24 protein-coding genes are annotated in these 24,387 nt (G+C 70.2%); 15 read left to right on the top strand and 9 right to left on the bottom strand.

Annotated elements, in window-relative coordinates; genetic code table 11:
• Positions 1–371 precede the first annotated feature (371 nt).
• Positions 372–845 (bottom strand): MarR family transcriptional regulator, encoded by a 474-nt coding sequence (locus tag AB0H93_RS01815; RefSeq protein WP_358565824.1) that lies wholly within the window; start codon positions 843–845, stop codon positions 372–374.
• Positions 846–1,006: 161 nt separating this feature from the next.
• On the opposite strand from AB0H93_RS01815, the gene wrbA reads away from it, so the two are divergent.
• Positions 1,007–1,624, top strand: a complete 618-nt coding sequence (gene wrbA, locus AB0H93_RS01810) for an NAD(P)H:quinone oxidoreductase (RefSeq protein WP_358565821.1) — start codon at positions 1,007–1,009, stop codon at positions 1,622–1,624.
• Between the two features lie 49 nt (positions 1,625–1,673).
• Here the strand turns inward: wrbA and AB0H93_RS01805 are convergent, their stop codons facing one another.
• Positions 1,674–2,333: a 4'-phosphopantetheinyl transferase superfamily protein gene (locus tag AB0H93_RS01805; protein WP_358565818.1), complete on the bottom strand. Its 660-nt coding sequence runs from the start codon at positions 2,331–2,333 to the stop codon at positions 1,674–1,676.
• Positions 2,334–2,855: 522 nt separating this feature from the next.
• Between AB0H93_RS01805 and AB0H93_RS01800 the strand changes: the two genes are divergently transcribed.
• From AB0H93_RS01800 to AB0H93_RS01770, 7 genes are all read left to right on the top strand, one after another.
• Positions 2,856–3,716 carry an ABC transporter permease gene (locus AB0H93_RS01800; protein WP_358565815.1) on the top strand — a complete coding sequence of 287 codons (861 nt, stop codon included), beginning with the start codon at positions 2,856–2,858 and terminating at the stop codon, positions 3,714–3,716.
• Positions 3,689–4,426: an ABC transporter ATP-binding protein gene (locus AB0H93_RS01795; protein ID WP_358565812.1), complete on the top strand. Its 738-nt coding sequence runs from the start codon at positions 3,689–3,691 to the stop codon at positions 4,424–4,426. Before AB0H93_RS01800 ends, AB0H93_RS01795 begins: the two co-directional genes overlap by 28 nt.
• Positions 4,423–5,523 (top strand): LLM class flavin-dependent oxidoreductase, encoded by a 1,101-nt coding sequence (locus tag AB0H93_RS01790; RefSeq protein ID WP_358565809.1) that lies wholly within the window; start codon positions 4,423–4,425, stop codon positions 5,521–5,523. Before AB0H93_RS01795 ends, AB0H93_RS01790 begins: the two co-directional genes overlap by 4 nt.
• Before the next feature lie 35 nt (positions 5,524–5,558).
• Positions 5,559–6,371 carry a class II aldolase/adducin family protein gene (locus AB0H93_RS01785; protein WP_358565806.1) on the top strand — a complete coding sequence of 271 codons (813 nt, stop codon included), beginning with the start codon at positions 5,559–5,561 and terminating at the stop codon, positions 6,369–6,371.
• Positions 6,372–6,387: 16 nt separating this feature from the next.
• Positions 6,388–7,353 (top strand): ABC transporter substrate-binding protein, encoded by a 966-nt coding sequence (locus tag AB0H93_RS01780; protein WP_358565803.1) that lies wholly within the window; start codon positions 6,388–6,390, stop codon positions 7,351–7,353.
• A 217-nt stretch (positions 7,354–7,570) separates the two neighbouring features.
• Positions 7,571–8,602, top strand: coding sequence for an Rrf2 family transcriptional regulator (locus AB0H93_RS01775; RefSeq protein WP_358565800.1), 1,032 nt, complete (start codon positions 7,571–7,573; stop codon positions 8,600–8,602).
• A 16-nt stretch (positions 8,603–8,618) separates the two neighbouring features.
• Positions 8,619–9,101: a cupin domain-containing protein gene (locus tag AB0H93_RS01770; protein WP_358565797.1), complete on the top strand. Its 483-nt coding sequence runs from the start codon at positions 8,619–8,621 to the stop codon at positions 9,099–9,101.
• 175 nt (positions 9,102–9,276) lie between these two features.
• Here AB0H93_RS01770 and AB0H93_RS01765 read toward each other — a convergent pair whose 3' ends face one another.
• Both AB0H93_RS01765 and AB0H93_RS01760 read right to left on the bottom strand, forming a co-directional pair.
• On the bottom strand, positions 9,277–10,503 hold the full coding sequence (locus AB0H93_RS01765; protein ID WP_358565794.1) for a phospholipase D-like domain-containing protein: 1,227 nt from the start codon (positions 10,501–10,503) through the stop codon (positions 9,277–9,279).
• A gap of 182 nt (positions 10,504–10,685) precedes the next feature.
• Positions 10,686–11,987 carry an MFS transporter gene (locus tag AB0H93_RS01760; RefSeq protein WP_358565791.1) on the bottom strand — a complete coding sequence of 434 codons (1,302 nt, stop codon included), beginning with the start codon at positions 11,985–11,987 and terminating at the stop codon, positions 10,686–10,688.
• 158 nt (positions 11,988–12,145) lie between these two features.
• On the opposite strand from AB0H93_RS01760, the gene AB0H93_RS01755 reads away from it, so the two are divergent.
• The 7 genes from AB0H93_RS01755 to AB0H93_RS01725 all read left to right on the top strand — a co-directional run bounded on the left by AB0H93_RS01755 (position 12,146) and on the right by AB0H93_RS01725 (position 19,027).
• Complete coding sequence (locus tag AB0H93_RS01755; protein ID WP_358565788.1) at positions 12,146–13,102, top strand: DUF6772 family protein; 957 nt, start codon at positions 12,146–12,148, stop codon at positions 13,100–13,102.
• A 10-nt stretch (positions 13,103–13,112) separates the two neighbouring features.
• Positions 13,113–13,448, top strand: a complete 336-nt coding sequence (locus tag AB0H93_RS01750) for a DUF6385 domain-containing protein (RefSeq protein WP_358565785.1) — start codon at positions 13,113–13,115, stop codon at positions 13,446–13,448.
• Positions 13,449–13,497: 49 nt separating this feature from the next.
• On the top strand, positions 13,498–14,529 hold the full coding sequence (locus tag AB0H93_RS01745) for a LacI family DNA-binding transcriptional regulator (RefSeq protein WP_358565782.1): 1,032 nt from the start codon (positions 13,498–13,500) through the stop codon (positions 14,527–14,529).
• 230 nt (positions 14,530–14,759) lie between these two features.
• Positions 14,760–14,951: a hypothetical protein gene (locus tag AB0H93_RS01740; protein WP_358565779.1), complete on the top strand. Its 192-nt coding sequence runs from the start codon at positions 14,760–14,762 to the stop codon at positions 14,949–14,951.
• A 115-nt stretch (positions 14,952–15,066) separates the two neighbouring features.
• Entirely contained in the window at positions 15,067–18,312 is a 3,246-nt protein-coding gene (locus AB0H93_RS01735) for a carboxyl transferase domain-containing protein (protein WP_358565776.1), read from the top strand.
• 219 nt (positions 18,313–18,531) lie between these two features.
• On the top strand, positions 18,532–18,825 hold the full coding sequence (locus tag AB0H93_RS01730; RefSeq protein ID WP_358566872.1) for a Scr1 family TA system antitoxin-like transcriptional regulator: 294 nt from the start codon (positions 18,532–18,534) through the stop codon (positions 18,823–18,825).
• Positions 18,791–19,027 carry a DUF397 domain-containing protein gene (locus AB0H93_RS01725; RefSeq protein ID WP_358565773.1) on the top strand — a complete coding sequence of 79 codons (237 nt, stop codon included), beginning with the start codon at positions 18,791–18,793 and terminating at the stop codon, positions 19,025–19,027. Before AB0H93_RS01730 ends, AB0H93_RS01725 begins: the two co-directional genes overlap by 35 nt.
• A gap of 68 nt (positions 19,028–19,095) precedes the next feature.
• On the opposite strand, the gene AB0H93_RS01720 is transcribed toward AB0H93_RS01725, so the two are convergent.
• The 5 genes from AB0H93_RS01720 to AB0H93_RS01700 form a co-directional block, all read right to left on the bottom strand.
• Complete coding sequence (locus tag AB0H93_RS01720; protein WP_132485012.1) at positions 19,096–19,311, bottom strand: biotin/lipoyl-binding carrier protein; 216 nt, start codon at positions 19,309–19,311, stop codon at positions 19,096–19,098.
• A 15-nt stretch (positions 19,312–19,326) separates the two neighbouring features.
• On the bottom strand, positions 19,327–20,649 hold the full coding sequence (locus AB0H93_RS01715; protein ID WP_358565770.1) for a biotin carboxylase N-terminal domain-containing protein: 1,323 nt from the start codon (positions 20,647–20,649) through the stop codon (positions 19,327–19,329).
• Complete coding sequence (locus tag AB0H93_RS01710; RefSeq protein ID WP_358565767.1) at positions 20,646–21,821, bottom strand: CoA transferase; 1,176 nt, start codon at positions 21,819–21,821, stop codon at positions 20,646–20,648. Before AB0H93_RS01710 ends, AB0H93_RS01715 begins: the two co-directional genes overlap by 4 nt.
• 16 nt (positions 21,822–21,837) lie before the next feature.
• Entirely contained in the window at positions 21,838–23,370 is a 1,533-nt protein-coding gene (locus tag AB0H93_RS01705) for a carboxyl transferase domain-containing protein (RefSeq protein ID WP_358565764.1), read from the bottom strand.
• 157 nt (positions 23,371–23,527) lie between these two features.
• On the bottom strand, positions 23,528–24,385 hold the full coding sequence (locus AB0H93_RS01700; protein ID WP_358565761.1) for an ABC transporter permease: 858 nt from the start codon (positions 24,383–24,385) through the stop codon (positions 23,528–23,530).
• Between the last annotated feature and the right edge of the window lie 2 nt (positions 24,386–24,387).

The following is a 24,387-nucleotide window of genomic DNA, read 5'->3' as shown; positions in this document are numbered from 1 at the left end:
GCGCACCTGCTGGATCGGGAAGCATCCGCGTTGCGTGCCGGTGCGGCGGCCGTTCAAACGGTCCCGCACAAGGAGAAGGCGATCGCGGCCTCGCAGCCCACTCTGCCAGCGCCCGCCAACGCGCCGGAGGGCGGTTGGCGGGAGGGCGGGAGACGAGGCCTTGCCCGTTGCCGAGTTCTGGTCAGCACGCTGACGCGGTTCGGTCCCAAAGGTCAACCCGAGCGAAGGCATTCGCGGGAAACGACGCTCGGCGTGAGGGCGGGGTGGCATCTCGCGCGAAACCGCCACCCCGTCAGGCGCCGGGCGCATCCGGGGGAGCCTGTCCTCGGGGCCTTTCTGGTGCGATCCCTCGGGCGGGACCGGGCTCGGGTTCAGTCCGGCGCGTTGGCGGCGCGGAGGGTGCGCATGGCCTCGGCGAGTGCCGCCGAGTCGGCCTTGCCGAGCGGGGCCAGGACGCGCTTGCGCAGGATCTCGGCGCACGCCGCGCGGGAGCGCTCGGCGATGTCGCGGCCGTGGTCGGTGAGGACCGCGTAGGTGACCCGGCGGTCGGACTCGCACGGCTCGCGGCGGATCAGGTCGGCCTTGGCGAGGCGGTCGGCGACCTTGGTGAAGCCGCCGCTGCTCAGCGCCGCCTCGCGGGCGAGCTTGGTCATGGGCATCCGGTGGTCGGGCGTGCGGACCAGGCGGAGCAGGATGTCGAAGGAGGCCGGGGGGAGCCCGAAGTGCTCGCCGATCTCGGCCTCGATGTGTCCCTGCGTGACGTGGTAGCCCTCGATCACCAGTCCCCACCAGGTGATGATCTCGTCGTCATCGGTGCACGGATCCGGGCCGGTCTTGCTGTTCACCGGGATGCTCCCTCCTGCGATTGCGGCCCCACCAGTCTACCTGAAACAGCTCGCAAGGAAATCTCTTGCGAAGAAGATGCAGCCCGAGTATTGTCTTCCATGGAAGAGATGAGCGACTGGTTCCGACGCAGCCGCCCAGCCCCTTGAACAGGAGTCCGACAGTGAGCACCCCCGTGAAGGTCAGCGTCATCTACTACTCGGCCACCGGAACCGGCACCGAGATCGCCAACACCCTGGCCGCCGAGGCCGAGGCGGCCGGCGCAGAGGTGCGGGTGCGGCGCGCCCCGGAGCTGGCGCCCGACGCGGCGATCGACAGCAACCCGGCGTGGCGCGCCAACGTCGAGGCCACCAAGTCCATCCCCGAGGCCACCCCGGACGACGTGGTGTGGGCCGACGCGGTGCTGTTCGGCTCGCCGACCCGCTTCGGCAACATCGCCTCGCAGCTCAAGCAGTTCATCGACACCCTCGGCGGCCAGTGGGCGCAGGGGCAGCTGGCGGACAAGGTCTACAGCGGCTTCACCTCCAGCTCGACCGCGCACGGCGGCCAGGAGTCGACGCTGCTGGCGCTGTACAACACGTTCCACCACTTCGGCGGCATCGTGGTCGCCCCGGGCTACACCGATGGCGCGAAGTTCGCCGACGGCAACCCGTACGGCACCAGCCACGTCGACGCCCAGGGTGCGAACAAGGTCGACGACGTCACCCGCGCGGCGGCTGCCGTCCAGGCGAAGCGGGTCGTGGCGGTCGCCAAGGCCCTCAAGGCCGGCGCCGACGCCTGATCGACCTCAGGCCCAGGAGTGAAGGGCGTCTCCCGTCGGGAGGCGCCCTTCATGCGTTCGACCGGGTCGCGGCGATGGCGGAGACGACGAGGCCGTCGCGGACCAGCCAGCGGCCGGTGAACGCCGTCAGCGGGCGGCCCGCCAGTTCCGCGCCCTCCTTGCGCAGGTGCGCGGTGAACGTTCCGGTGCCGAGTTCGAGCCGGGCGTCTTCGAAGCCGAGCCAGCGGCCGGTGATCGGATACCACGCCTTGTAGACGGTTTCCTTGCAGCTGAACAGGATCCGGTCCCAATGCGTGCCGGGTCGCGCCGCGGACAGCCGGGCCAGGTCGGCGCGTTCCGCTTCCAGGGACACGACGTTGAGCACGCCGTCGGGCAGCGGGGCGTGCGGCTCGGCATCGATGCCGACGGTGTGCACCTGCTCGGCGCGCGCCGCGACGGCGGCCCGGTAGCCGGCGCAGTGCGTGATGCTGCCGAGGATCCCGGCCGGCCACTGCGGCGCTCCGCGCTCGCCGCGGAGCAGGGGAGCGGCCGGCACGCCGAGCCGGCTCAGCGCCTGGTGCGCGCACCACCGCCCGGTCGTGAACTCCCGGCGGCGCTTGTCCCGGGCGCGCGCGATCAGCGCTTCCTCTTCGGGGAACAGGACCACGTCCGGTGGATCGGCGAAGGCTTCGGCGGAGCTGACCTCGGCGGGCAGCAGTTCCTCGATCACGAACGGCCTCCAGGGCGCCTGCCCGCTCGCGTCGCGGTGACGGGTCGGCCCGACCCGCTGGAAAGTTCCGGCTGCACCGGTCCACGGTAGCGCCGGGGGAGCCGCCCGAGGCGCCCGCGGGTCGCGCGGAGGACCTCCGCCGGTGCGGATCCGATCACAATCCCAATCCGTGGAGTTGGGTTTACACGATCCGGGCGTCCGGTTACGGTCTTGGGCATGATCCGGACAGCGGCCCTGACGACACGAGGTTACGTGGACTTCGTGCTCGTGTCCTCCGCACTCTGTTGCCGGTAACGGTTTTCTCCGCTTCTTCGCGCGCGTCGTAGCGCGACCGCCTACAGCTCCGCCGGAGCTCCCCCGCACAGCGTCTCCGCTGGTCGAAACCCGTGCGTGGTTTTTGCCGCCATAGCAGCAAAAAGTGCGCACGGGAATCTGAGCAGCGGAACCGGGGCTCCGGTGATCCTCCAGCGCGGCCCATCCGTCGTGGCCGTGCTGCGCCCTCATGCCCTCCGGAGAGTGCAGATGACTGTATCCACCGAACGCGCGCCCACCGGCGCGCCGACCGATCGAGATCCGATCCCCGTCACAACCGTGCAAACCCGCACCGCGCGGCGCGAGAACCGCGTTCCCCGTTGGGTTTTCAAGCTGATCAGCCCCATCGCGCTGGTGGCGCTCTGGCAGGTCCTCAGCAGCACCGGGGTGCTCAGCGACGACACCCTCGCCTCGCCCGCCACGGTCGCTGAGACCGCCGTGGAGATGTGGGACGAAGGGCGGCTGCAGGAGGCGATCGCCGCCTCGCTGCAACGCGTCGGCGCAGGCCTGGTGATCGGCGTCGTCGTCGCGATCGCGCTGGCGACCCTCTCCGGCCTGTTCCGCCGCGGCGAGGACCTCATCGACGCGCCGATGCAGATGCTGCGCACGGTGCCGGTGATCGGCCTCATCCCGCTGCTGATCATCTGGTTCGGCATCGGCGAGCAGCCCAAGATCGTGCTGATCGCGCTGGCCGTGACCTTCCCGCTGTACATGAACATCTACGGCGGCATCCGCAACGTCGACGCCGGCCTGGTGGAGGCGGCCAAGACGCTCGGGCTCGGCTGGTTCGCCCAGGTGCGGCACATCATCCTGCCCGCCGCGATGCCCAACGCCCTGGTGGGGCTGCGGTACTCGCTGGGTTCGGCGTGGCTGGCGCTGGTCTTCGGCGAGACGATCAACGCCACCGCGGGCATCGGCTACGAGATGAACATGGCCCGCGAGTTCTTCCAGACCGACGTGATCGTGGTCTGCCTGGTGCTGTACGCACTGCTCGGCCTCGTCGCCGACTTCATCGTCCGACTGCTGGAAAGGACCTTGCTGGCATGGCGACCGGCGTTCAGCGGAGCGTAGTGAAACCCGCCGCGGTGCGCGGCCTGAGCCGCAGATTCGGCGACCGCACCGTGCTCGACGACCTCGACCTGGACATCGAGCCCGGCCAGTTCGTGGCGTTGCTCGGCCCGAGCGGCTGCGGCAAGAGCACGCTGCTGCGGATCCTGGCCGACCTCGACCGCGAGGTGACCGGCGAGGTCGAGGTGGCCGTGCGGCGCGCGGTGGCGTTCCAGGCGCCGCGGCTGATGCCGTGGAAACGCGTGTGGCGCAACGTGATCCTCGGCCTGCCCGGCCGCCCGGACAAGAAGCGGGCGGTGGCCGCGCTGGAGGAGGTCGGCCTCGGCCACCGGGTGGACGTCTGGCCGAAGGTGCTCTCCGGCGGCGAGGCGCAGCGGGCGTCGCTGGCGCGTGCGCTGGTGCGCGAACCGGACCTGTTGCTGCTGGACGAGCCGTTCTCGGCGCTGGACGCGCTGACCCGCATCAAGGCGCAGCAGCTGGTCGGCGAGCTGTGGCAGCGCCACGGCTGCGCGATCTTGCTCGTCACGCACGACGTGGAGGAGGCGCTGCTGCTGGCCGACCGGGTGCTGGTGATGCGCGACGGCCGCATCGGCTACGACCAGGTGCTGGACCTGGACCGCCCGCGCGATGTCACCGACCCGGCCTTCCTGGCGCTGCGCGCGGAGTTGCTGTCCTGGCTGGGTGTCGGGACCGGAGAGGGGAGTTCGTCATGACCGTCGAGTTCATCGGGATGATCGGGGCGCAGCACGTCTCGGAGATCCACGCCGCGGACGGACCGGCGGTCAACCCCGCGTTCCTGCGGAAGTTCGCGCAGGCGCATGAGGCGGCGGGGTTCGACCGGGTGCTGATCGGCTACGGGTCGAGCAGCCCGGAGAACACCCAGCTCGCCGCCTACGCCGCCGCGCACACCGAGCGGCTGGGCTTCCTGATCGCGCACCGCCCGGGCTTCGTGGCCCCGACGCTGGCGGCCCGCACCTTCGCCACCGCCGACCACCTCACCGGCGGCCGGATCGCGGTGCACATCATCACCGGCGGCAACGACGCGGACCAGCGCCGCGACGGCGACTACCTGGGCAAGGAGGAGCGCTACGCGCGCACCGACGAGTACCTGGACGTCCTCCGCCGGGTGTGGGCCGCCGAGGAACCGGTGAGCCACGAGGGCGCGCACTACCGCTTCGAGGACTACAACGCGGCCGTCCGCCCGGTGCGGCAGTCCGGGATCCCGCTGTACTTCGGCGGTTCCTCGGAAGCCGCCCTGCGGGTCGGCGGCAAGCACGCCGACGTCTTCGCGATGTGGGGCGAGCCGCTGGCGCAGACCGCGGAGCAGATCGCCGCGGTCCGGAAGGCCGCCGCAGAAGCGGGGCGGGCGGAACCGCCGCGGATCAGCGTGTCGTTCCGGCCGATCCTGGGCGCGACCGAGGAGCAGGCGTGGGAGCGGGCGCACCGCATCCTCGACCGGATCAACGCATCGCGCGGCGGGTTGGCGTCCTTCACCGGGCCCAAGACGCTGAACCCGGGCCAGCAGGTCGCCAACGTCGGTTCGCAGCGACTCCTCGCCGCCGCAGCGGCGGGGGAGCTGCACGACCGTGCACTGTGGACACCCACGGCGGCGGCCACGAACGCGGCGGGTAACTCCACCGCACTGGTGGGTACCCCGGAGACGGTGACGGCGGCGCTGCTGGACTACGTCGACATCGGCGTGACGACACTGCTGATCCGCGGCTACGACCCGTTCGACGACGCGGTCGACTACGGCCGCGAGCTGATCCCGCTGGTCCGCCAGGAAATCGCCCACCGCGCCGCCGCCTGACCCGCGGTGTGCCGAGACAACACGAGGAGAACGCCATGACCACCACCGCAGCCGGGCGATCCGAGTTCGCCCGGTCGCTTTCCCCACGGCAGAACAGCTTCCCCGCCCGCCCGGTCTTCGACGACGTCGAGGACGAACGCCGGTTCCGCAAGCAGCGGCTGGCCGCCGCGCTGCGGATCTTCGGCAAGCTCGGCTACAACGAGGGTGCCGCCGGGCACATCACGGTCCGCGACCCGGAGCTGCCGGACCACTTCTGGGTCAACCCGCTGGGCCGGGCCTTCAGCCGGATCAAGGCGTCCGAGCTGCTGCTGGTCAACCACGACGGCGAGATCGTGCACGGGGACCTCCCGGTCAACCAGGCCGCGTTCGCCATCCACTCGCAGATCCACCAGGCCCGCCCGGACGTCGACGCGGCCGCGCACAGCCACTCCATCTGGGGCAAGGCGCTCGCCGCGCTGGGCACCGAACTGCTGCCCATCTCGCAGGACAGCGCCCAGTTCTACGAGGACAACGTGATCGTTCCGGACTTCTCCGGGGTCGTGCTCGACCTGGAGGAGGGCCGCCGGATCGCCGCGACGCTCGGGCAGCGCAGGCTGGCGATCCTGGCCAACCACGGGCTGCTCACCGTCGGCCGGAGCCTGGAAGAGGCGGTGTCGCTGTACGTGGCCGCCGAGCGGAACTCGAAGGTGCAGGTCGTCGCCCAGGCGGCCGGGCAGCTGCAGCTGATCCCGCACGAGATCGCGCGGCACACCAGGCAGCAGTACCAGCAGCACCGCGACCCGGGCTGGGTGACCTTCGCCCCGCTCTTCGAAGAGATCGTGCACGAGCAGCCGGATCTGCTCGACTGAGACTGGAGACAACGGAGTGCGTACGACCAGAATCCTGGTGTCGGTGCTGGCCGCGGTGCTGCTCGCCGTGGCCGGCTGCGCCGGGGGCAGCGAGCCCAAGTCGCTGTCCGACGTGACCCTGGTGCTCGGCGACCAGGCCGGCGGGCTGCGAGCCAGGGTGGAAGCGTCCGGGGCGTTCGAGGACGCCCCGTACAAGATCCGCTGGGCCAACTTCCAAGGCGCGGCACCGCTTTTCGAGGCCATGCGCTCCGGCGACGTGGACACCGCGACCGCCGCGGACGCGCCCACCGTGCAGGCCATCGCCGGCGGCGTGCCGGCGCGACCGGCCGTGGCGACCGCGGCGTCCCCGTCATCGACGGCGATCATCGTGCCGCCGGGCTCGCCGATCCGCACCGTGGCCGACCTGCGCGGCAAGCACCTCGTGGTGTCCACCGCGCCGGGCAGCGTCTCGCATTACACCGCGCTCGGAGCGCTGGAGGAGGCCGGGCTGACGCAGCAGGACGTGCAGATCACCTTCAGCCTGCCGACCGACGCGCAGGCGGGCTTCAGCGCCGGGCACATCGACGCCTGGGCGACCTTCGACCCGTACCTGTCGATCGCGGAGCACGCCGGGGCCCGGGTGATCCGCGACGGCCAAGGCATCAACGGCCGCAACGGCATCCTGTCGGTGTCCACGGCGTCGGCTGCGGACCCGCTCAAGCGCGAGGCGCTGGCCGACGCGATGCGGCGGTTCGAAGCGGCGTGGCGGTGGAGCGACGAGAATCCCGAGGAGTACCAGCGCGTCTACGAGAAGCTGACGTCGCTGGAACCGCCGGTGGCGCACCAGATCCTGACCCGGACCAAGCAGGAGGTGCGGCCGTTGACCGATGATGTGGTCGCCGACCTGCAGGCCGTGGCGGATCGCTACCTCCAGGCGGGCGTGCTGCGCGAGAAGGTGGACGTGGCGAAGGCCTGCGAGCGGGATCTGTACCCCGGCAAGTGAATCCTTGTTCTGTTAAGAAGCGGCGGCAGCCGCTTGCGGTGTGGAACTCAACTTGCACCGCTGCGGGTTCTCAGGCGTCTTCTCGGGAGGACAGCCCCGGCGTGGTGTATTGGTCATACATGAGTCGGGGATCCCGGACCGAGAAGGCGTCTGAGGTTCCGCTACCTGCACCGCCACGCAAGCCGCTTTCGAAACAGTTCAGTGAGAGGAGCCTGAGATGACCCGGAACTGGGAGCCGGACGGGCCTTGCCGCGGCACCGTGGTGGTGCTGCCGGGCAGGGGCGAGAACCCCGCCGTCTACCAGCGCTTCGGCCGGCGGCTGTCCGCGGACGGCTACGCCGTGGCGGTGCCGGATCCGGACACCGATCTCGAGACGTGGTTCCGGCCCGGGGCGGCGCGATTCCTGGCCGGCACCGATGTCGGGGCGTTGCGCGCCTGGGCGCTCGCGCTGGAGGTCGAGGTGGACGGCCTGGTCCTGGCGGGCACCCCGCTCGCGCAGGGGCAGCAGCCCGCCGACCGGGACGAGGAGATCGGGGTGCGCACGTCTTGCCCGGTGCACCGCGAACTGCTGGAGAACGACCCGGAGTTCCAGTGGGGCCGGTTGACCGACGACGTCCCCGAGCCGCCGAAGCGGCTGCCGGACGTGCCGACCCTGCTGCTGCACGGCGACGCGGACACGCTCGCGCCGGTCGCCCCGGTGACCTCGCTGGCGGCCAAGCACCCGCAGAGCTCGGTGGCGGTGTTCAAGGACGGCGTGCACGACATCCTCAACGACAAGTTCCACCGGAGCGTGGCCGCGCGCATCGTGCTGTTCTGCGAGGAGGTCGCCAAGGGCGCGGTGCTGCTGCCCGAGACGCCGGCCGCGCCGCGGGCCCGCCGGTCGGCCCCGGTGCACATCTCGGCCCGCACCGACTACTCGGTGCGGGCGCTGCGCGACCTGGCGGCCAGCGGCCCCGAGCAGGTCAAGTGCGAGGTCATCGCCCGGCGGCAGGGCATCCCGCTGAACTCGCTGGTCAACCTGATGATCGAGCTGCGGCGGGCCGGGCTGGTCACCAGCCAGCGCGGCTGCGACGGGGGCTACTCGCTGGCGCGACCGGCCGGCGAAATCACGATCGGCGAGGTTGTGCGCGCGGTGGAAGGTGGGGTTACCTCGGTGCACAACGATTCACCCGGCGCCGAGGTGTGGCGCGAACTCGGTCGGCAGGTCGGCGAGTTCCTCGACGGGGTGCCGCTGGTCGGCGATCGGTGAACAAGGAAGGATTCTGATGACCCAGCACGACGCGTTCCACCCCGATCTCCCGACCCGGGTGTCCGAGGAGCAGCGCCGCTCGCTGCGCACCCGGCTGCACCACGTCCGGGCCGCCGATCTGGACAACAAGACGGCGCAGACGGAGGGCATGCGGCGGCTCGCGGCGATCAGCGGCGACCTGGTCGGCTCGGAGCGGATCTGGATGGGTGAGACGCACGTCGGCCCGTCGACGGCCTCGGACAACCACCACCACGGCGAGTCGGAGACGGCGATCTACGTGGTCAGCGGCCACCCGGAGTTCGTCTTCCACGACGGCACCGAGGAGGTGCGGATCAAGACGGAGCCGGGCGACTACATCTTCGTGCCGCCGTTCGTCCCGCACCGCGAGGAGAACCCGGACCCGAACGACCCGGCGGAGGTGGTGATCGCCCGCAGCACGCAGGAGGCGATCGTGGTCAACCTCCCGGAGCTCTACCACCTGGAGCCGGAGGAGAGCTGATCGCGTCTCCGACCACCTCGTCGACCGCCCCGCTTGCCGACGCCCATGCAGGGCGGTGCGCGGGCCGTCCCCGCTGGCTGATCCGGTTACGTGTTGAGGCACGCCCCGGGGGACGTGCCCTCCTACCGCGGAGGGCACGTCCCGCAGCCGGGTCGATCGCGCGACCGAGGCGGCCTCACTCGGCCTGTTCGGCGACGCTGAACATCCGGTCGAAGGCGGCCGAGTACGCCGCGACCATGGCGGGTTGGTGCAACGTGAGGGTGGCCTCGTCGTTGCGGCGCAGCGACGTGTGCGTCCAGTTCTGGCTGCCGGTGGTCACCCAGCCGGCGGCAGCACCGCTGCGACCGTGGTCGACCACGAGGTACTTGGAGTGGACGGTGCCGGGCAAGGTACCGCTCTTCAGCTTGCGGACCTCGATGGCGGGTGTGGCGTCGATCAGTGCCTGCCCCCTGGGTTCAAGGCTGCCGTGGACCACGCGGACCTGGCAACCGGCGTTGGACAGGCGGACCAACTGTTCCACCGCGGCCAGGCGGGTGTCGTCGATCTCGGACATACCCACGCTGATCCGGGTGGTCGGCGTGCAGCGGACACGTGCGAGTTGCTCGGCGACGGGGTCCCCCTGGGGTACTGGCGAGAAGTACACGTCGACCGGGCCCTCGGGCATGCCGGTGTGGAAGGTCCCCATGGTGGCGGACGTGCGCTTCTCCGCAGCGAGTTCGGTGAAGTACCGGTCGTACACGCGGTAGAGCTGCGGGTTGTCCCGCAGGACGACGGCGTTGTTCCAGTAGGTCTGCGAGTTGACGTCGGTGAGGTTGGACGACGACTGCATCACCACGTTCCGCTGTCCTCCCGTCTCGGAGAAGAGCGCGAACTTGTTGTGGTTTCCCTTGGTACCCAGGCAGGAGGAGGTGTTGCCCTCCGGCGAGACGTTGCTGCACACGTGGAGCCAGGAGGGCTGCTCCTGATCGGTGCCGAGTTCCGCCAGGATGGCCTGCGCCGGGGGTTTGTCGTCCTGCCAGCCGTCGAGCACCATTTGGATCTGGACGCCGCGGCGGTGGGCGTCGCTGAGCACCTCGGCGAAGTCGCCCCCCGCCTCGCCGCTCACCACGAAGTGGGCGATCCGGATCCGGGATCCGGCCGGTGCCTGCTTGATGAGCGAGCACAGCTGGCTCATGATCGTCGCCGGTTCGCCGGCCGCAGGGTCGTTGAACACGGCCGTGGTTCGCACGGGTGCCTCTTCGGCGTTCGTGCAGGCCTTCATCGGGTCGTTCTCCGCAGTGGCCGCAGGTGCGGTGAGCTGGGCCGGATCCGGGGCCGCTGCTGCGGTGGAGAAGCCTCCGATCCCGGTGGCCGCTGTGACTGCCAAACCGGTGGACAGGCAGAGCATTTTGAGGCGTGACACGGATACTCCCTCGTGCATCGGGATGGTGCGAGCAGAACGTAAGTGCTTCCGATGAACCAAAGTGGACGTCGAGGTGGCCGATGGGCGCTTCTCCCCGGGGCGGTCGAGGAGGTGAGCCAGAACTCGCCGGTTTCTGGGCACACGGCGCCTCGTTCGCCAGGCGTCCTGCCCGGGCCCCGGGCTCATTCGCGACCAGCAGTCGCAACTGCGGCGCGCGGTTCGCGCAAGTGTTCCGGCTCCACGACCAGCAGAGCGCCGAGTGTGGAAAGCAGGCAAAGCGCCGCACACAGAACGACGATGCTCCAGTAGCCGGTGGTCCACCCGCTCAGCTGCGCCGCGACGAACGGCAGGCAGCCGCCGACCACCGCGCCGACGAGTTCACGGCTGAAGGTGACTCCGGTGTAGCGGTACCGCACGTCGAAGAGCTCGGACAGCATCGTCGCCTGGGAGGCGAGGGTCAGGTCGTTGCAGAGCGTGAACACGAGGACGAAGGCGGCCCACACCAGTACCGGGGTGCCGGTGTCGAGCATGACGAAGAAGGGGTAGAACATCGCCGCGCCGGCGACCGACCCGGTGATCATCACCGGCCGCCGGCCGAACCGGTCGCACAGCCATCCCGCAGTGGGCACGGTCACCAGCTTGACCAGGTTGGCGATGACGATGCCGGTGAGCCCGATCCACGCCGGTGCGCCGACGTTCTTGGCCAGGTAGGTCAGCGCGTAGACCGACGGCACGTAGCTGATGACGTTCGGCGCGACGCTGATGAGCATGCCTGCGAAGACCTGACGGCGGGAGGTCGTCAGCAGGTCGCGCAGCGGCGTCCGGGAGACGCCGTCGGCCTCCCTGGCTTCGTCGAATTCGGGGCTGTCGGAGATCTTCAGGCGGATGAGCAGGCCGGCGACCCCGATGAAGCAGCTGATCAGGAAGGGAATCCGCCAGCCGAAGGAGAGGAACTGCTCTTCGGGCATGACCCCGGCGGTCAGCCCGAAGACGCCCGTGGCGATCAGCGCCCCGACCGCGTTGCCGAGCGTCGGAGCGCTGGCGTTCAGACCGCGCGAGTGGCGGTCGGCGTGCTCGGCCGACATCAGCATCGCGCCGGCGTATTCGCCGCCCGCACCGATGCCCTGCAGGACGCGGAGGGCGATGAGCAGGATGGGCGCGGCGACGCCGATGCTCGCATAGCCGGGCAGGCAGCCGATCAGCGTTGAGGAAACCGCCATCAGCACCAGCGTCAGGAACAGCATGGTCCGGCGGCCGATGCGGTCGCCCATGATGCCGATGAGCACGCCGCCGATCGGACGCGCGAGGAAGCCGACCGCGAAGGTCGCCAGCGAGGACAACGTGGCGGCGACGCCGTCGCCTGCTGGGAAGAACACGGCCGGGAACACGAGTGCGGCGGCCGTGCCGTAGAGGGAGAAGTCGTACCACTCCAGAGCGGTGCCGATCGTCGAAGCGACCGTTGCTCGGCTGATTCTTCGTGCCATCGAGTACCTCACGTAGCGGTGCAGAAGAGATCTAAACGTTCATGTTGATCGATGAGAGTACGGCTGGACATACTGAAGAACAAGGGATTAGCCTCTCATTCGTCGACATGAACGTTAATGTTGATGGCGCATCGAACACGACACGAGATGGAGATCAGATGACCACCGCCTCAGTTCGGCGGGAGGGTGCCCAGCGCCCCTTTCCTCCTGGGCACGACGTGGAGCTGTCCAAGTTCAACCCGCTGCCGCGCGTCCTCTGCTACGACAAGTTCGACTCGAGCACGCACGGGTGGACGGAGTTGCTCGGCAACTACGACGGCACCGGTGATCTCGACACGGTCGACGACCACATGTGGGACTTCCGGCCGCCGCAGTTGTCCACGTGCTCGTTCTTCGACGTGGGTACGCACGGCACTCTCAGCGGAGACTACGCGCTCAAGCTCGCCACCCGTCCGCACAAGGGGCACACGGCTGTCGCCATCCGCCGGCTGACGATGGCCGGGCGGGGACTGGTGCAGATCGAGACCCACTTCGCGTTCAAGGCGGAGGCGAACGTCGGCGCGCCGAGGCGGTCGGCGCAGGCGGTGAGCTGGGACGGCAACCACCACCCCTCGGAGGCGGAGTTCGGCGCGTTCACCGTGGCGACCGACATCTGCGCCGACAACGGGGTGCGCTACCACAACGTCGCTCGCTACCAGAACACCAACATGGACAACGAGATGACCCAGCGGTGGATGTACCCCACCGTGCCCGAGCCGACCCCGAGGGACCACTTCGAGGGCAAGTTCGCGCTGCCCTACGCCAGCGACTTCACCGCGCCGGACCCGAACGACTGGCGCACCTTCGGTGAGCCCCTCGACCTGTGCGTCAACGAGGTCCCGACCAAGATCAACTGGCACTACCTGCGCTGGCAGATCGACACCGAGTCCAGGACGAACGTCGAACTGCAGATCAACGACAAGATCATGGACATGCGGGACGTCCCGGTCCCGGTGTACCCGGATCGGTACCGGACGCTGGACAACCTGCTGAACTTCTACTTCTCCGTACGCACCCACGCCGGGGTCCGGAACTTCCTGTTCCTCGACTCGGTCCTCATCTCGGTGGAATGGTGACATGCTGACGATGCGATCAACGACGACGGCGGTTCTGGAACGCAAGGCCAAGGTGCGCACGTCGTTCACCACCGAGCCCTACGAACTGCCGTGGGCCGCCGAGGCTCGCTTCTTCGTCCACGCGCTGGAATTCGACGGGGACGATACGAGTCTGGAGTTCATCACGCAGATCTCGCCGGACGGCTTGCACTGGTGCGATCTCGACGACGTGCAGCACCGGGTGGACTCGGTCGGTGTCACCAGCTGGCTGGTCACCGGGTTCGGGCAGTGGCTGCGGCTAAGCTGTCGAGTGACCGGTCCGGAGCCGGCCGCGACGGTGCGGATCTACCTGGTCGGCAAGAGCTGATCAGCGGGCGGGGTTTGGTTTAGGGGAGTTCATGGTTCGTTCGCGGCGCGTGACGCTTCAGGATGTTGCCGACAAGGTCGGTCTGTCGGTCAACACGGTCTCGCGCGCGCTCGCCGGCAAGAGCCAGGTGAGTGAACAGACCCGCAGCGCCATCCGGGCCGAAGCCAGCCGGCTCGGCTACGTCCCCAACAGCCACGCCCGCTCGCTCGTGTCCGGCCGGACGATGGTCATCGGCCTGGTCATCACCAACCCCTCCAACCCGTTCTACGCCGCGTTGATCTCGGCCGTGGAGCAGCGCTGCCGCAGGTCCGGCTATTCGGTGCTGCTGTTGGTCACCGAGGAGTCGGAGGAGAACGAGGAGGAGGCGGTCCAGCAGCTGCTGACCTACGGCGTCGATGGAATCATCGGGATTCCGGTGCAGGACAAGGGTGACAGCTGGTCCCGGCTGGCGGCCGCGAAGGTCCCCGTGGTCTTCGTCAGCCGGGACATCCCAGAGTTCGGCTTCGACTTCGTGGGCATCGATGCCGGAACCGGGATCGCCGATGCCGTCGAGCGCGTTTCCGGCGGGATCGCCCGGGCTTGGCTGTTCGAAGAGGACCTGCGGATCAGCACGACGGAGGCGCGGATCGCCGGGTTCCGGCGTGCGCTGGAATCCGCTGAAATCGATCAGCAGCGCTCGCTGGTGATCAAGGTGCAGACCCGGCGCACGGCGGGCGCGAGCCTGCCGTGGCGGCCGGACGACGCGTACCAGATGGCGGCGAACCTGATCACCGCGCAGAACTTCCCCGATCTCATCGTCGCGGGCAACGACTACTTCGCGCTCGGAATTCTCAAGGCGTTGCGGGAATGTGGCCTGACCGTGCCGGACGACGTGATGGTTGTGGGGTACGGCGACCATCCGTTCGCGGCGTACCTGGAGCCCGCTTTGACAACGCTCCGGCTGCCCGCCGAGGAAGTGGGTGCCACTGCCGTGGACTACCTGCTCGAACGCATCGCCGGTCCGGCCGGACCGCGCAAGACCCGGTTGCTCAGTCCCGAGCTGGTGGAGCGAGGTTCAACCCGGCGTCCGCGGTCTGCTTAGCTCCCCGAGCGTTCAACCACCTGGAGCCGGGGAGGGTTGACGCGTGTGGGTGGTCGGGGCCGGCTCCGGCCACCTGCTCCTGGCCGACCACGCGGCGTGGTCGGCCGATGTGGAACGTGGTCGCGTCCGGCGCGAGTCGTCACGTGCGGTGGCCGACCGTTCCTTTTCTGTTGTGAACATGGGGTTTCCCGGTCAATCGGGCATTTCGGTTGTGCTGGTCCGGGTTTACGATGCTGCTCGGCCTGATGCGCGCGCTCGGCCTCTGCTTCGGCACCGTCGACCTGAAGATCACCGAGCAGGGTGAGCACGTCTTCTTCGAGGTGAACCCGCGGGGCCAGTTCCTCTGCATCGAGATCCTGACGGGGCTGGGGATCAGCGCCGCGATGGCCGGGCTCCTCGCGGGCGACCGGCGCCGCGCCTGACTCGTCCCGGTGTTGACACCCGCCTGGTTCTTCACCAGGCTGGGCACCAGGAACCGACTGGTCGGTATGTGTCGGTGCGGTCCGGCAGGCGCAGTGCGGCGCGTAGGAGGCGTGGATGGGCATCGGGGAGCCGTTCGGGACGTTGCTGGTCGCGAACCGGGGCGAGATCGCGTTGCGGGTCTTCCGCGCCGCGGCGGTGCTGGGCATCGGCACGGTCGGCGTGCACGCGGCGGACGACGCCGACTCGCTGCACGTGGCCCGCTGCGACGAGGCCGTGCCGCTGCCCGAGAACGGCGCCGCCGCCTACCTCGACGTCGCCGCGATCATCGAAGCGGCCCGCAAGACCGGCGCCCAGGCCATCCACCCCGGATACGGGTTCCTCTCGGAGAACCCCGCCCTGGCCAGGGCCTGCGCCGACGCGGGCATCGCGTTCGTCGGCCCGGACCCGAGCGCGCTGGAGCTCTTCGGCGACAAGGCGAAGGCCCGCGCGCTCGCCACCGAACTGGCGATCCCGACGCTGCCCGGAACGGCGGTGGCGACGCTCGCCGACATGGAACGCTTCCTGGACACCCTCGAACCGGACCTCTCGCACGGGCGCAGCGCGGCGGTGATCAAGGCCGTCGCCGGTGGCGGCGGCCGGGGCATGCGCGTGGTGCGCGGCCGGGACGAGCTCGCCGAGGCGTACCGGGCCTGCGAGGCGGAGGCGCTCGCCGCGTTCGGCTCCGGAGAGCTCTACATCGAACGGCTGCTCACCGACGCCCGGCACATCGAGGTCCAGGTGATCGGCGATGGCCAGGAGGTCGCGCACCTCTGGGACCGCGACTGCAGCGTGCAGCGGCGGCACCAGAAGCTGATCGAGGTCGCGCCCGCCCAGGGACTCGACCGGCAGCTGCGGCAGAACGTGCTGCAGGCCGCCACCCGGCTGGTCGGCGCCGCCGGCTACCGGGGCGTGGCGACCGTGGAATTCCTGGTCGGCGGCCAGGAGTTCTTCTTCATGGAGGTCAATCCGCGGCTGCAGGTGGAGCACACCGTCACCGAGGAGGTGCTCGGCCTGGACCTGGTGCGCAGTCAGCTGGAGATCGCCGCCGGCGCGAGCCTCGCCGACCTCGGTCTCGACCAGGATCGAGTGCCGTGCCCGCGCGGCAGCGCGATCCAGATCCGGATCAACGCCGAGACGATGACCGCCGACGGGCAGGTCCTGCCGCAGTCGGGCGTGCTCGATCGGTTCGGGATGCCCGCGGGGCGCGGTATCCGCGTCGACACGGCCGGCTATCCGGGATACCGCACCAACCCGGGTTTCGACTCCCTGCTGGCCAAGATCGTGGTGCACGACGCGGCGGGGTTCACGGCGGCCCGCAGGCTGGCGGTCCAGGCGCTCGACGAGCTGCAGATCACCGGTGTCGCCACGAACCTCCCGCTGCAGCAGGCGATCCTGCGCTCCGACGAGTTCGCCGCCGGACGCTGCCCGACGTCCTATGTAGACAGCAATCGCGCCGGGCTGCTGGAGGCCGCGCCGAACGCCGTGCCGGACGCGCCCCTCGGCGCCACCGTCGCGCCGATGAGCGGCTCGGTCGTCGCGGTGGAGGTGGTGCTCGGCGACGTGGTCGCGCGCGGGCAGGTCGTGATGGTGCTGGAAGCGATGAAGATGCAGCACGTCATCCGCGCGGAAAGCGGCGGCGCGGTGACGCAGGTCCGCTTCCGGGAAGGCGACGTGGTCGACGCCGGGGACCCGGTGGTGATCGTCGCCGGCAACGACGAGCTCGGCGTCGCCGACCTCGCGGACGAGCGCATCGACCCCGACCACATCCGGCCCGACCTGGCCCGCGTGCTGGAGCGGAAGAGCCTGTGGGCCGACGAGAGCCGGCCCGAAGCAGTGCGCAAACGCCACTCGCGAGGCATGCGCACCGCGCGCGAGAACGTGGCCGACCTGGTCGACGAGGGAACCTTCACCGAGTACGGCGGCTTCGCCATCGCGGCGCAGCGCAAGCGCCGCGAGCTCGACGACCTGCTGCGCAACACGCCCGCCGACGGCATGATCACCGGCGTCGGCCAGGTCAACGGCGCGCAGTTCGGGCCGGAACGCAGCACCTGCGCGGTGCTCGCCTACGACTACACCGTGCTGGCGGGCACGCAGGGCTACTTCAACCACCGCAAGACAGACCGGATCCTGGAGGTCGCGCGGCAGCGGCAGTACCCGGTGGTGCTGTTCGCCGAGGGCGGCGGCGGCCGGCCGGGCGACGTCGACATCCCCAAGGGCGGCGGCCTGATCACCCCGTCGTTCCTGGCGCTGGGCGAGCTCAGCGGCCGGGTTCCGACGGTCGGCATCGCGGCGGGCCGCTGCTACGCGGGCAACGCCGCGCTGCTGGGCACCTGCGACGTGGTGATCGCGACCCGCGACGCCAACATCGGCATGGGCGGCCCGGCGATGATCGAGGGCGGCGGGCTCGGCGTGTTCGCCCCCGAGGAGATCGGCCCGATCGACGTGCAGACGGCCAACGGCGTCGTCGACGTGGCGGTCGACGACGAGGCCGAGGCGGTCGCGGTGGCCAAGCGCTACCTGTCCTACTTCCAGGGCGATGTCGCCGACCACTCCGAGCCGGACCAGCGCGGACTGCGCCACGTGGTGCCGGAGAACCGCAAGCGCGCCTACGACGTGCACGCCGCGATCGACATCCTCTGCGACGAGGGCTCGGTGCTGGAGCTGCGGCCGGAGTTCGGCCGCTGCACGATCACCGCGCTGGTGCGCATCGCGGGCCGGCCGATGGGGCTGATCGCGAACAACCCGATGGTGCTCGGCGGCGCGATCGACGCCGACGGCGCCGACAAGCTGGCGCGGATGCTGCAACTGTGCGAGGTGTTCGGGCTGCCGGTGGTATCGCTGTGCGACACACCGGGATTCATGGTCGGCCCGGAGTCGGAGAAGACGGCGACGGTGCGGCACTTCGGCCGGATGTTCGTGCACGGCGCGCGCCTGACGGTGCCGATGGCGACGGTGGTGCTGCGCAAGAGCTACGGTCTCGGCGCGATGGCCATGGCAGGCGGCACGATGACCAAACCGGCGCTGACGGTGGCGTGGCCGAGCGGCGAGGTCGGCGGCATGGGCCTGGAAGGCGCGGTGCGCCTGGGCTTCCGCCGCGAGCTGGAGGCGATCGCCGACCCGGAGCAGCGCCAGCGGCGCTACGAAGAGCTGGTGGCCCAGATGTACGAGACGGGCAGCGCGATCAACACGGCGATGCACCTGGAGATCGACGACGTCATCGACCCGGCCGACACCAGGGACCTCCTGCTGCGAGCCCTCCCCCCGGTAGCGCGAGCGGGCTGGACCAACCCCCAGGCACGAGCCATCGTCGACGCCTGGTAGCGGCTTTGGATGGGTGTCGTGAGTGCTTTGGGTCGCTATAGCACCAAAAATCACTCACGACACCCGACCTGACCAAGCCCTCCGCTAGCCGAGCACCGCGGCTGCTGCTCCTCTTGAGCCCTGAGCTCGCGGAGCTCCCGAAGGGCGTCAGTGGCCTTGGCGACGAGCATTGCGAGGCCCGCCTCGGTGGTGAAGAGGTCGAAGCCGGACTGACCACCGATCTCGAACTCGACCTCGTCCTGGCAGACTCCGACCGTCGATCTGCAAGTACTGCCACTCGATGCAGGCGCACACCAGGGGCAGGGCACTTCTTGGACGCTGATGACTTTTCCGCCATCGTTGCAGGGCCATCCGGGCTTGGTTTATCTCGACCTGTTGGGAGAAGCTCGTTACGCGGACGACCGGGAGGCCGTCGAACACGTATCGCCGCACGTGCTCGGCGCTGCGGCGTCGGCTGACCGGTCATTGCAGCTGATCCGTGAGGCGAGGAAGAAGCAAGGTGGCAAGCAGTAGTCAGTTCACAGGTTGGCGGAAGTCGAGCCGCAGCAACGAAACGCACAACTGCGTTGAGATCGGATTCGCAGCCGGCGCCGTCGGAGTCCGAGACACACCAGGGATCGCGAAGGTGGAACGTTGGCCTTTGCGCAAGCCCGGTGGCGAGACTTCAGCACCAAGCTCCGCGGCGGCGCATTCGATGCGCGTTGACACCAGGTGAATGCCCAGGTGTGACGGGGACCGTGAGTCTTTTGGGCTGCTCTGGCAACCCAAAAGACTCACGGGGGTTCACTCCGCGGAGACGACGGCGATGAGGTCGCCTTCGTTGACCGCGTCGCCTTCGGCGACCGCCACGCGGGTCACCACCCCGTCGGTTTCGCTGAGCACCGGGATTTCCATCTTCATCGACTCCAGGACGGCCAGCTCCTGGTCCGCCTTGACCGCCGTGCCCTCGGTCACCAGCACCTTCCAGACGTTGGCGACCATTTCGGCCTTGATCTCCATGTTGTCCCCTTCAGATCAGCGGGCGGCGATGATCCGGTCGACCACGCCGGTGTCGTAGTTCCCGGAGAGGAACTCCGGGGCGTCCAGCACTTCGGCCAGGAACGGCAGGTTGCACTTCGGGCCCCGCACGACGAACTCCTCGACCGCCCGCCGCGCCCGGGCCAGGGCGTCCGCGCGGTCGGCGCCGTGCACCACGATCTTCGCCAGCAGCGGGTCGAAGTGCGGGCTCACCTCGGTGTTCGCCGCGTAGCCCGACTCGACCCGCACCCCGGCCGGCTCGGTCCACCCGGTGATCCGCCCTGGCCGGGGCAGGAAGCGGACCGGATCCTCGGCGTAGAGCCGCAGCTCGACGGCATGCCCGCGCGGCGCGGGGAAGTCCGCCGGAACGTCCGCCCCTGCGGCGATCCGCAGCTGGAGCTCCACCAGGTCCACGCCGTGCACCTCCTCGGTGATCGGGTGCTCGACCTGCAGCCTGGTGTTCACCTCCAGGAAGAAGAACTCCCCGGTGCCGGGATCGAGCAGGAACTCCACGGTGCCCGCATTGCGGTACCCGACGCTCTCGGCCGCCCGGACCGCAGCCGCGCACAGCCGGGAGCGCAGCGCGGCATCCACGGCCGGGGAAGGACATTCCTCCACGACCTTCTGATGTCGCCGCTGCACCGAGCAGTCCCGCTCGCCGAACGCGCGGACCGAGCCGTCGGGCATGCCGACGACCTGCACCTCCACGTGCCGGGCGCGCGGCACGTACCGCTCCAGCAGAATCCGGGCGTCGCCGAACGCGCTCCCGCCCCGCGACAGCGCGGTCCGCACCGCGCGTTCCAGGGACCCGGCATCGCGAGCGACGCCCATACCGATGCCGCCGCCACCCGAAACGGCCTTGACCATCAACGGAAAACCCAGCTCCGAGGCGGCGGCGTCGGCTTCGGCGGCCGACGCGATCCCGGAACTGCCCGGCAGCACCGGAACCCCGGCCGACGCCATGTGCGCCCGCGCCGCCGCCTTGTCGGCGAGCAGCTCCATCGCCTCCGGCGACGGACCGACCCAGACCAGGCCCGCAGCCGCGCAGCGGCGGGCGAAATCCGGATTCTCCGACAGGAACCCGTAGCCCGGGTGCACCGCCGTCGCCCCGGTCTTCCGCGCCACCGCGAGGATCGCCTCCGCCGAGAGGAAGTCGCGCGGCGAGTCCAGCGGAACCGCCTCGTCGGCTTCGGCGACGTAGGGCAGCCCGGTGTCCACTTCGGAATGGATCGCGATGGTCCGCACCCCGAGCCGGCGGGCGGTCCGGATGATCCGCCGCGCGATCTCGCCCCGGTTGGCCACCAGCAGGCCGTCGATCACGAGGCCCTCCCCGTGACGTTGTCCCGGCGCAGCGCGCTGATCCGCTCCGCCGAGTACCCGAGTTGCGCCAGCACCTCGTCGGTGTGCTCGCCCAGCCCCGGCGGGCGTTCGGGGGAGCGGGCCGGGGTGTCTGCCAGCCGCAGCGCCGGGCCGGGCACCGTCGCGTGCACGCCGTCGCGCAACGGCACCTCCACCGCGATGCCCCGGGCCCGGACCTGCGGATCCGACACCAGATCGGCCACCGACTGCACCGGCCCGCACACCACCCCGTCGGCCTGCAGCGCCGCCACGACCTCGGCCTTCGTGCGGCCCCGGGTCCACTCGACGACCTGCGCGTCGATCCGCTCGCGCTCCCGCACCCGCCAGCCGCTCTCGGCCGCCTCCTGCTCCGCCCACTCCGGGTGGCCGAGCAGGGTGCTGAAGGACTCCCACATCTTCGGCGTGATCGGCGCGATGTACACCCAGCCGTCGCCGGCCGGGTACAGCCCGGAGTAGTTCGTCGGCAGCGCCGAACCCCACCGCGTCGGCTCGCCGATGCCCGCCGCCGCGACCGAGAGGTGGTGCGCCAGCAGCGGGACCATCGAATCCAGCATGCCCACGTCGATCAGCTGGCCCCGGCCGGTGCGCTCCCGCGCCAGCAGGCCGAGCATGGCCGCCATCGCCGCCTGCATGCCGGTGACGTTGTCGGCGACGAACGGCCCCGCGATGGTCGGCGCGCCGTCGGGCTCGCCGGTCATGTCGGCCAGCCCGCTCATCGCCTGGATGATGCCGTCGTAGGCCACCCACGACGAATACGGCCCGGTGCGGCCGAATCCGGTGATGTGCACCATCACGGCCCGCGGGTTGATCCGGTGCACCTCGTCGAAGCCGAAACCGAGCCGGTCCGGCACGCCGTTGGCGTAGTTGGTCACCAGCACGTCGGCCCGGCCGATCAGCTCGTGCAGGACCTCCTTGCCCTGCTCGCTGCGCAGATCGAGGGCGATGGCGCGCTTGGTGCGGTTGTTCGCGGCGAAGTAGAAGCTGTCGCCGTCGTGGACCGGCTGGGCGCGGCGGCCCATCTCGCCGTCCGGCGGCTCGACCTTGATCACCTCGGCCCCGTGGTCGGCGAGGATCTGGCAGCACTGCGGTCCGGCGATGTAGTGCGCGATCTCCAGCACGCGCACCCCGCTCATGGCGCTGATCATCACGCTACCCCCTGAAATGCCAGGTCGAAGGGCCTGCGGCGCGCAGCGGTGCGGCCAGTTCGGCGAACTCGCACAGCAGCGGTCTCGTGTCGCGGGGATCGATGATCTCCTCGATGTTGAACGCCTCCGCCGTGCGGAACGGGGAGCGGATCGCGTTCATCTTCTCGGTGATCTCGTCCAGCAGCGCCTGCCTGTCCTCGGCGGCGTCCAGGTCGGCCCGGTACGCGGCCTCGACGCCGCCCTCGATGGGCAGGGAGCCCCAGTCCGCCGATGGCCACGCGTAGCGGTAGTGCACCCGCGCGGCGTTGGTGTGCGCGGCACCCGCGACGCCGAAGACCTTGCGCAGGATCACCGACGCCCACGGCACCTTCGCCTGGTAGACGGCGTTGAGCGCGCGCACGCCGTAGCGCATGGTGCCCGCCTTCTCGGCCTCCACGCCGATGACGAAGCCGGGCTGGTCCACCAGGTGAACCACCGGCAGGTGGAACGTCTCGGCGAGGTCCACCAGCCACTCGATCTTGCGGCTGGAGTCGGCGGTCATGCCGCCGCCGTAGACCATCGGGTCGCTGGCCAGCACCGCCACCGGCCAGCCGTTCAGCCGCGCCAGGCCGCCGACCGCGGACCGGCCGAAGCCCCTGCCGAGCTCCAGGAACGAGCCCTGGTCCACCACGGCGTTGATGATCGGGCGGATGCGGTAGGGGCGGCGCCGGTCGCGGGGGATGGCCTCGATCAGCCAGTCCTCGCGGCGCTCGGTGTCGTCGCCGCACTCCGCGCGCGGCGGCAGTTGGTGCACCGACGGCGGCAGGTAGGACAGGAAGCGGCGGGTGCGGTCGAAGGCCTCCTTCTCGGAGTCGACCACGTCGAACACCACGCCGTTGCGGCCGTGGATGTCGCTGCCGCCCAGCTCCTCCTTGGTGACGGCCTGCCCCAGCCGGGCCACCAGCGGCGGCCCGGCGGCGAAGACCTGCGAGATGCCGCGCACCATCACCGAGTAGTGGCTGGCGGCCACCCGCGCGGCGCCGAGCCCGGCGACCGAGCCCAGCGCCAGCGCCACCACCGGGATGGTGCCCAGGTTCGCCGCGACCCACTCCCATCCCGGGTTGGCCGGGACGTAGGTGCGGCCGATGGTCTCCAGCGAGCGGATCGAACCGCCGCCGCCGGTGCCGTCGACCAGCCGCACCAGCGGGATCTGCAGCTCGTTGGCCAGCTGCTCGGCCATGATCTGCTTCTCCCGGATCGAGGCGTCCGACGCGCCGCCGCGCACCGTGAAGTCGTCGCCGCCGACCACGACCGGCCTGGCGTGCAGCCGCCCGCGGCCGAACACGAAGTTCGCGGGCTGGAACGCGCCGTCCGGCTGGAACTTCCCGGCGATGCCGCCGATCTCGTGGAAGCTGCCGGGATCCAGCAGCTCGTCGATGCGTTCCCGGACGGTCAGCTTGCCGTGGTCGTGCTGCCGCTTGACCTTCTCCGGCCCGCCCATGCGCTGCGCGAGCTCCTCGCGCCGCCGCAGTTCGTCGATTTCCGGCTGCCAGGACAATGTCCCTCCAAAGTGGTCACGTGGATCGGTCGGTGGAGGCGCGTCAGCGCGCGGCACGCGCGCCGTTTTCGCGCGAGAACGCCAACTCGCGAGCGGGCATGCGGACGGGTGGACGGCGTGGTGCCGGAAGCGTTGTGCGACGCATTCGGGTCAGCTCCTAGCGGTTCCGGCGCGGGTCGAGGGCCTGTTGCGCGACGTCGCCGAGGACGTTGAACGCCAGTGCCGTCGCCGCGATCGCGATGCCGGGCACCAGCATCTGCAGCGGTGCCTGGTAGAGGAACGTGTAGGCGCGGGCCAGCATCGAGCCCCAGCTCGGGTCGGGTGGCTGCACGCCGAGGCCGAGGAAGCTCAGGCTGGCCTCGGCGATCAGCGCGTGCGCCAGCAGCAGGCTGGACTGCACGAGCACCGGCTGGATCGAGTTCGGCACCAGGTGCCGCAGCACGAGGTGCCTGCCCCGGCTGCCGAAGCTGCGTGCCGCCTCGACGTAGGTCTCCTCCTTCACCGCGAGGACCTGCGCGCGCATCAAGCGGGCCACCGAAGGCGCGAACACGATGCCGACCGAGATCATCGAGTTGACCAGGCTCGGCTGCAGCGCCGCCGTGATCGCGATCGCGAGGATGATCGCCGGGAACGACAGCAGCGTGTCCACCACGCGCATCACCGCGCTGTCGACGATGCCGCCGAGGTAGCCCGCGGCCAGCCCGAGCGGGATGCCGATCAGCAGTGCCACCCCGACCGCCAGGAAGCTGGCCAGCAGCGACGCCTGCGCGCCGTGGATCAGCCTGCTGAGCACGTCCCGGCCGAGGTCGTCGCTGCCGAGCAGGTAGCCGGGCGTGCCGGCCGGGGCGAGGATGGCGTCGAAGTTCTGCGCGTTGGGTTCGTGCGCGGTCACCACCGGCGCCAGCAGCGCCAGCGCCACCAGCACCACGAGGTAGCCGGCGGACGCCAGGCCGCGCCAGTCCCGCACGACCAGCCACAGCCGGTTCTCCCGGCGCGGTGGGGAAAGCGTGGTCATGG

It is taken from the genome of Saccharopolyspora sp. NPDC050642, from assembly GCF_040654735.1.
Classification (GTDB): domain Bacteria; phylum Actinomycetota; class Actinomycetes; order Mycobacteriales; family Pseudonocardiaceae; genus Saccharopolyspora; species Saccharopolyspora elongata.
Note: the sequence above shows the minus strand (reverse complement) of the source record. Positions and strands in the feature narration are given on the sequence as shown.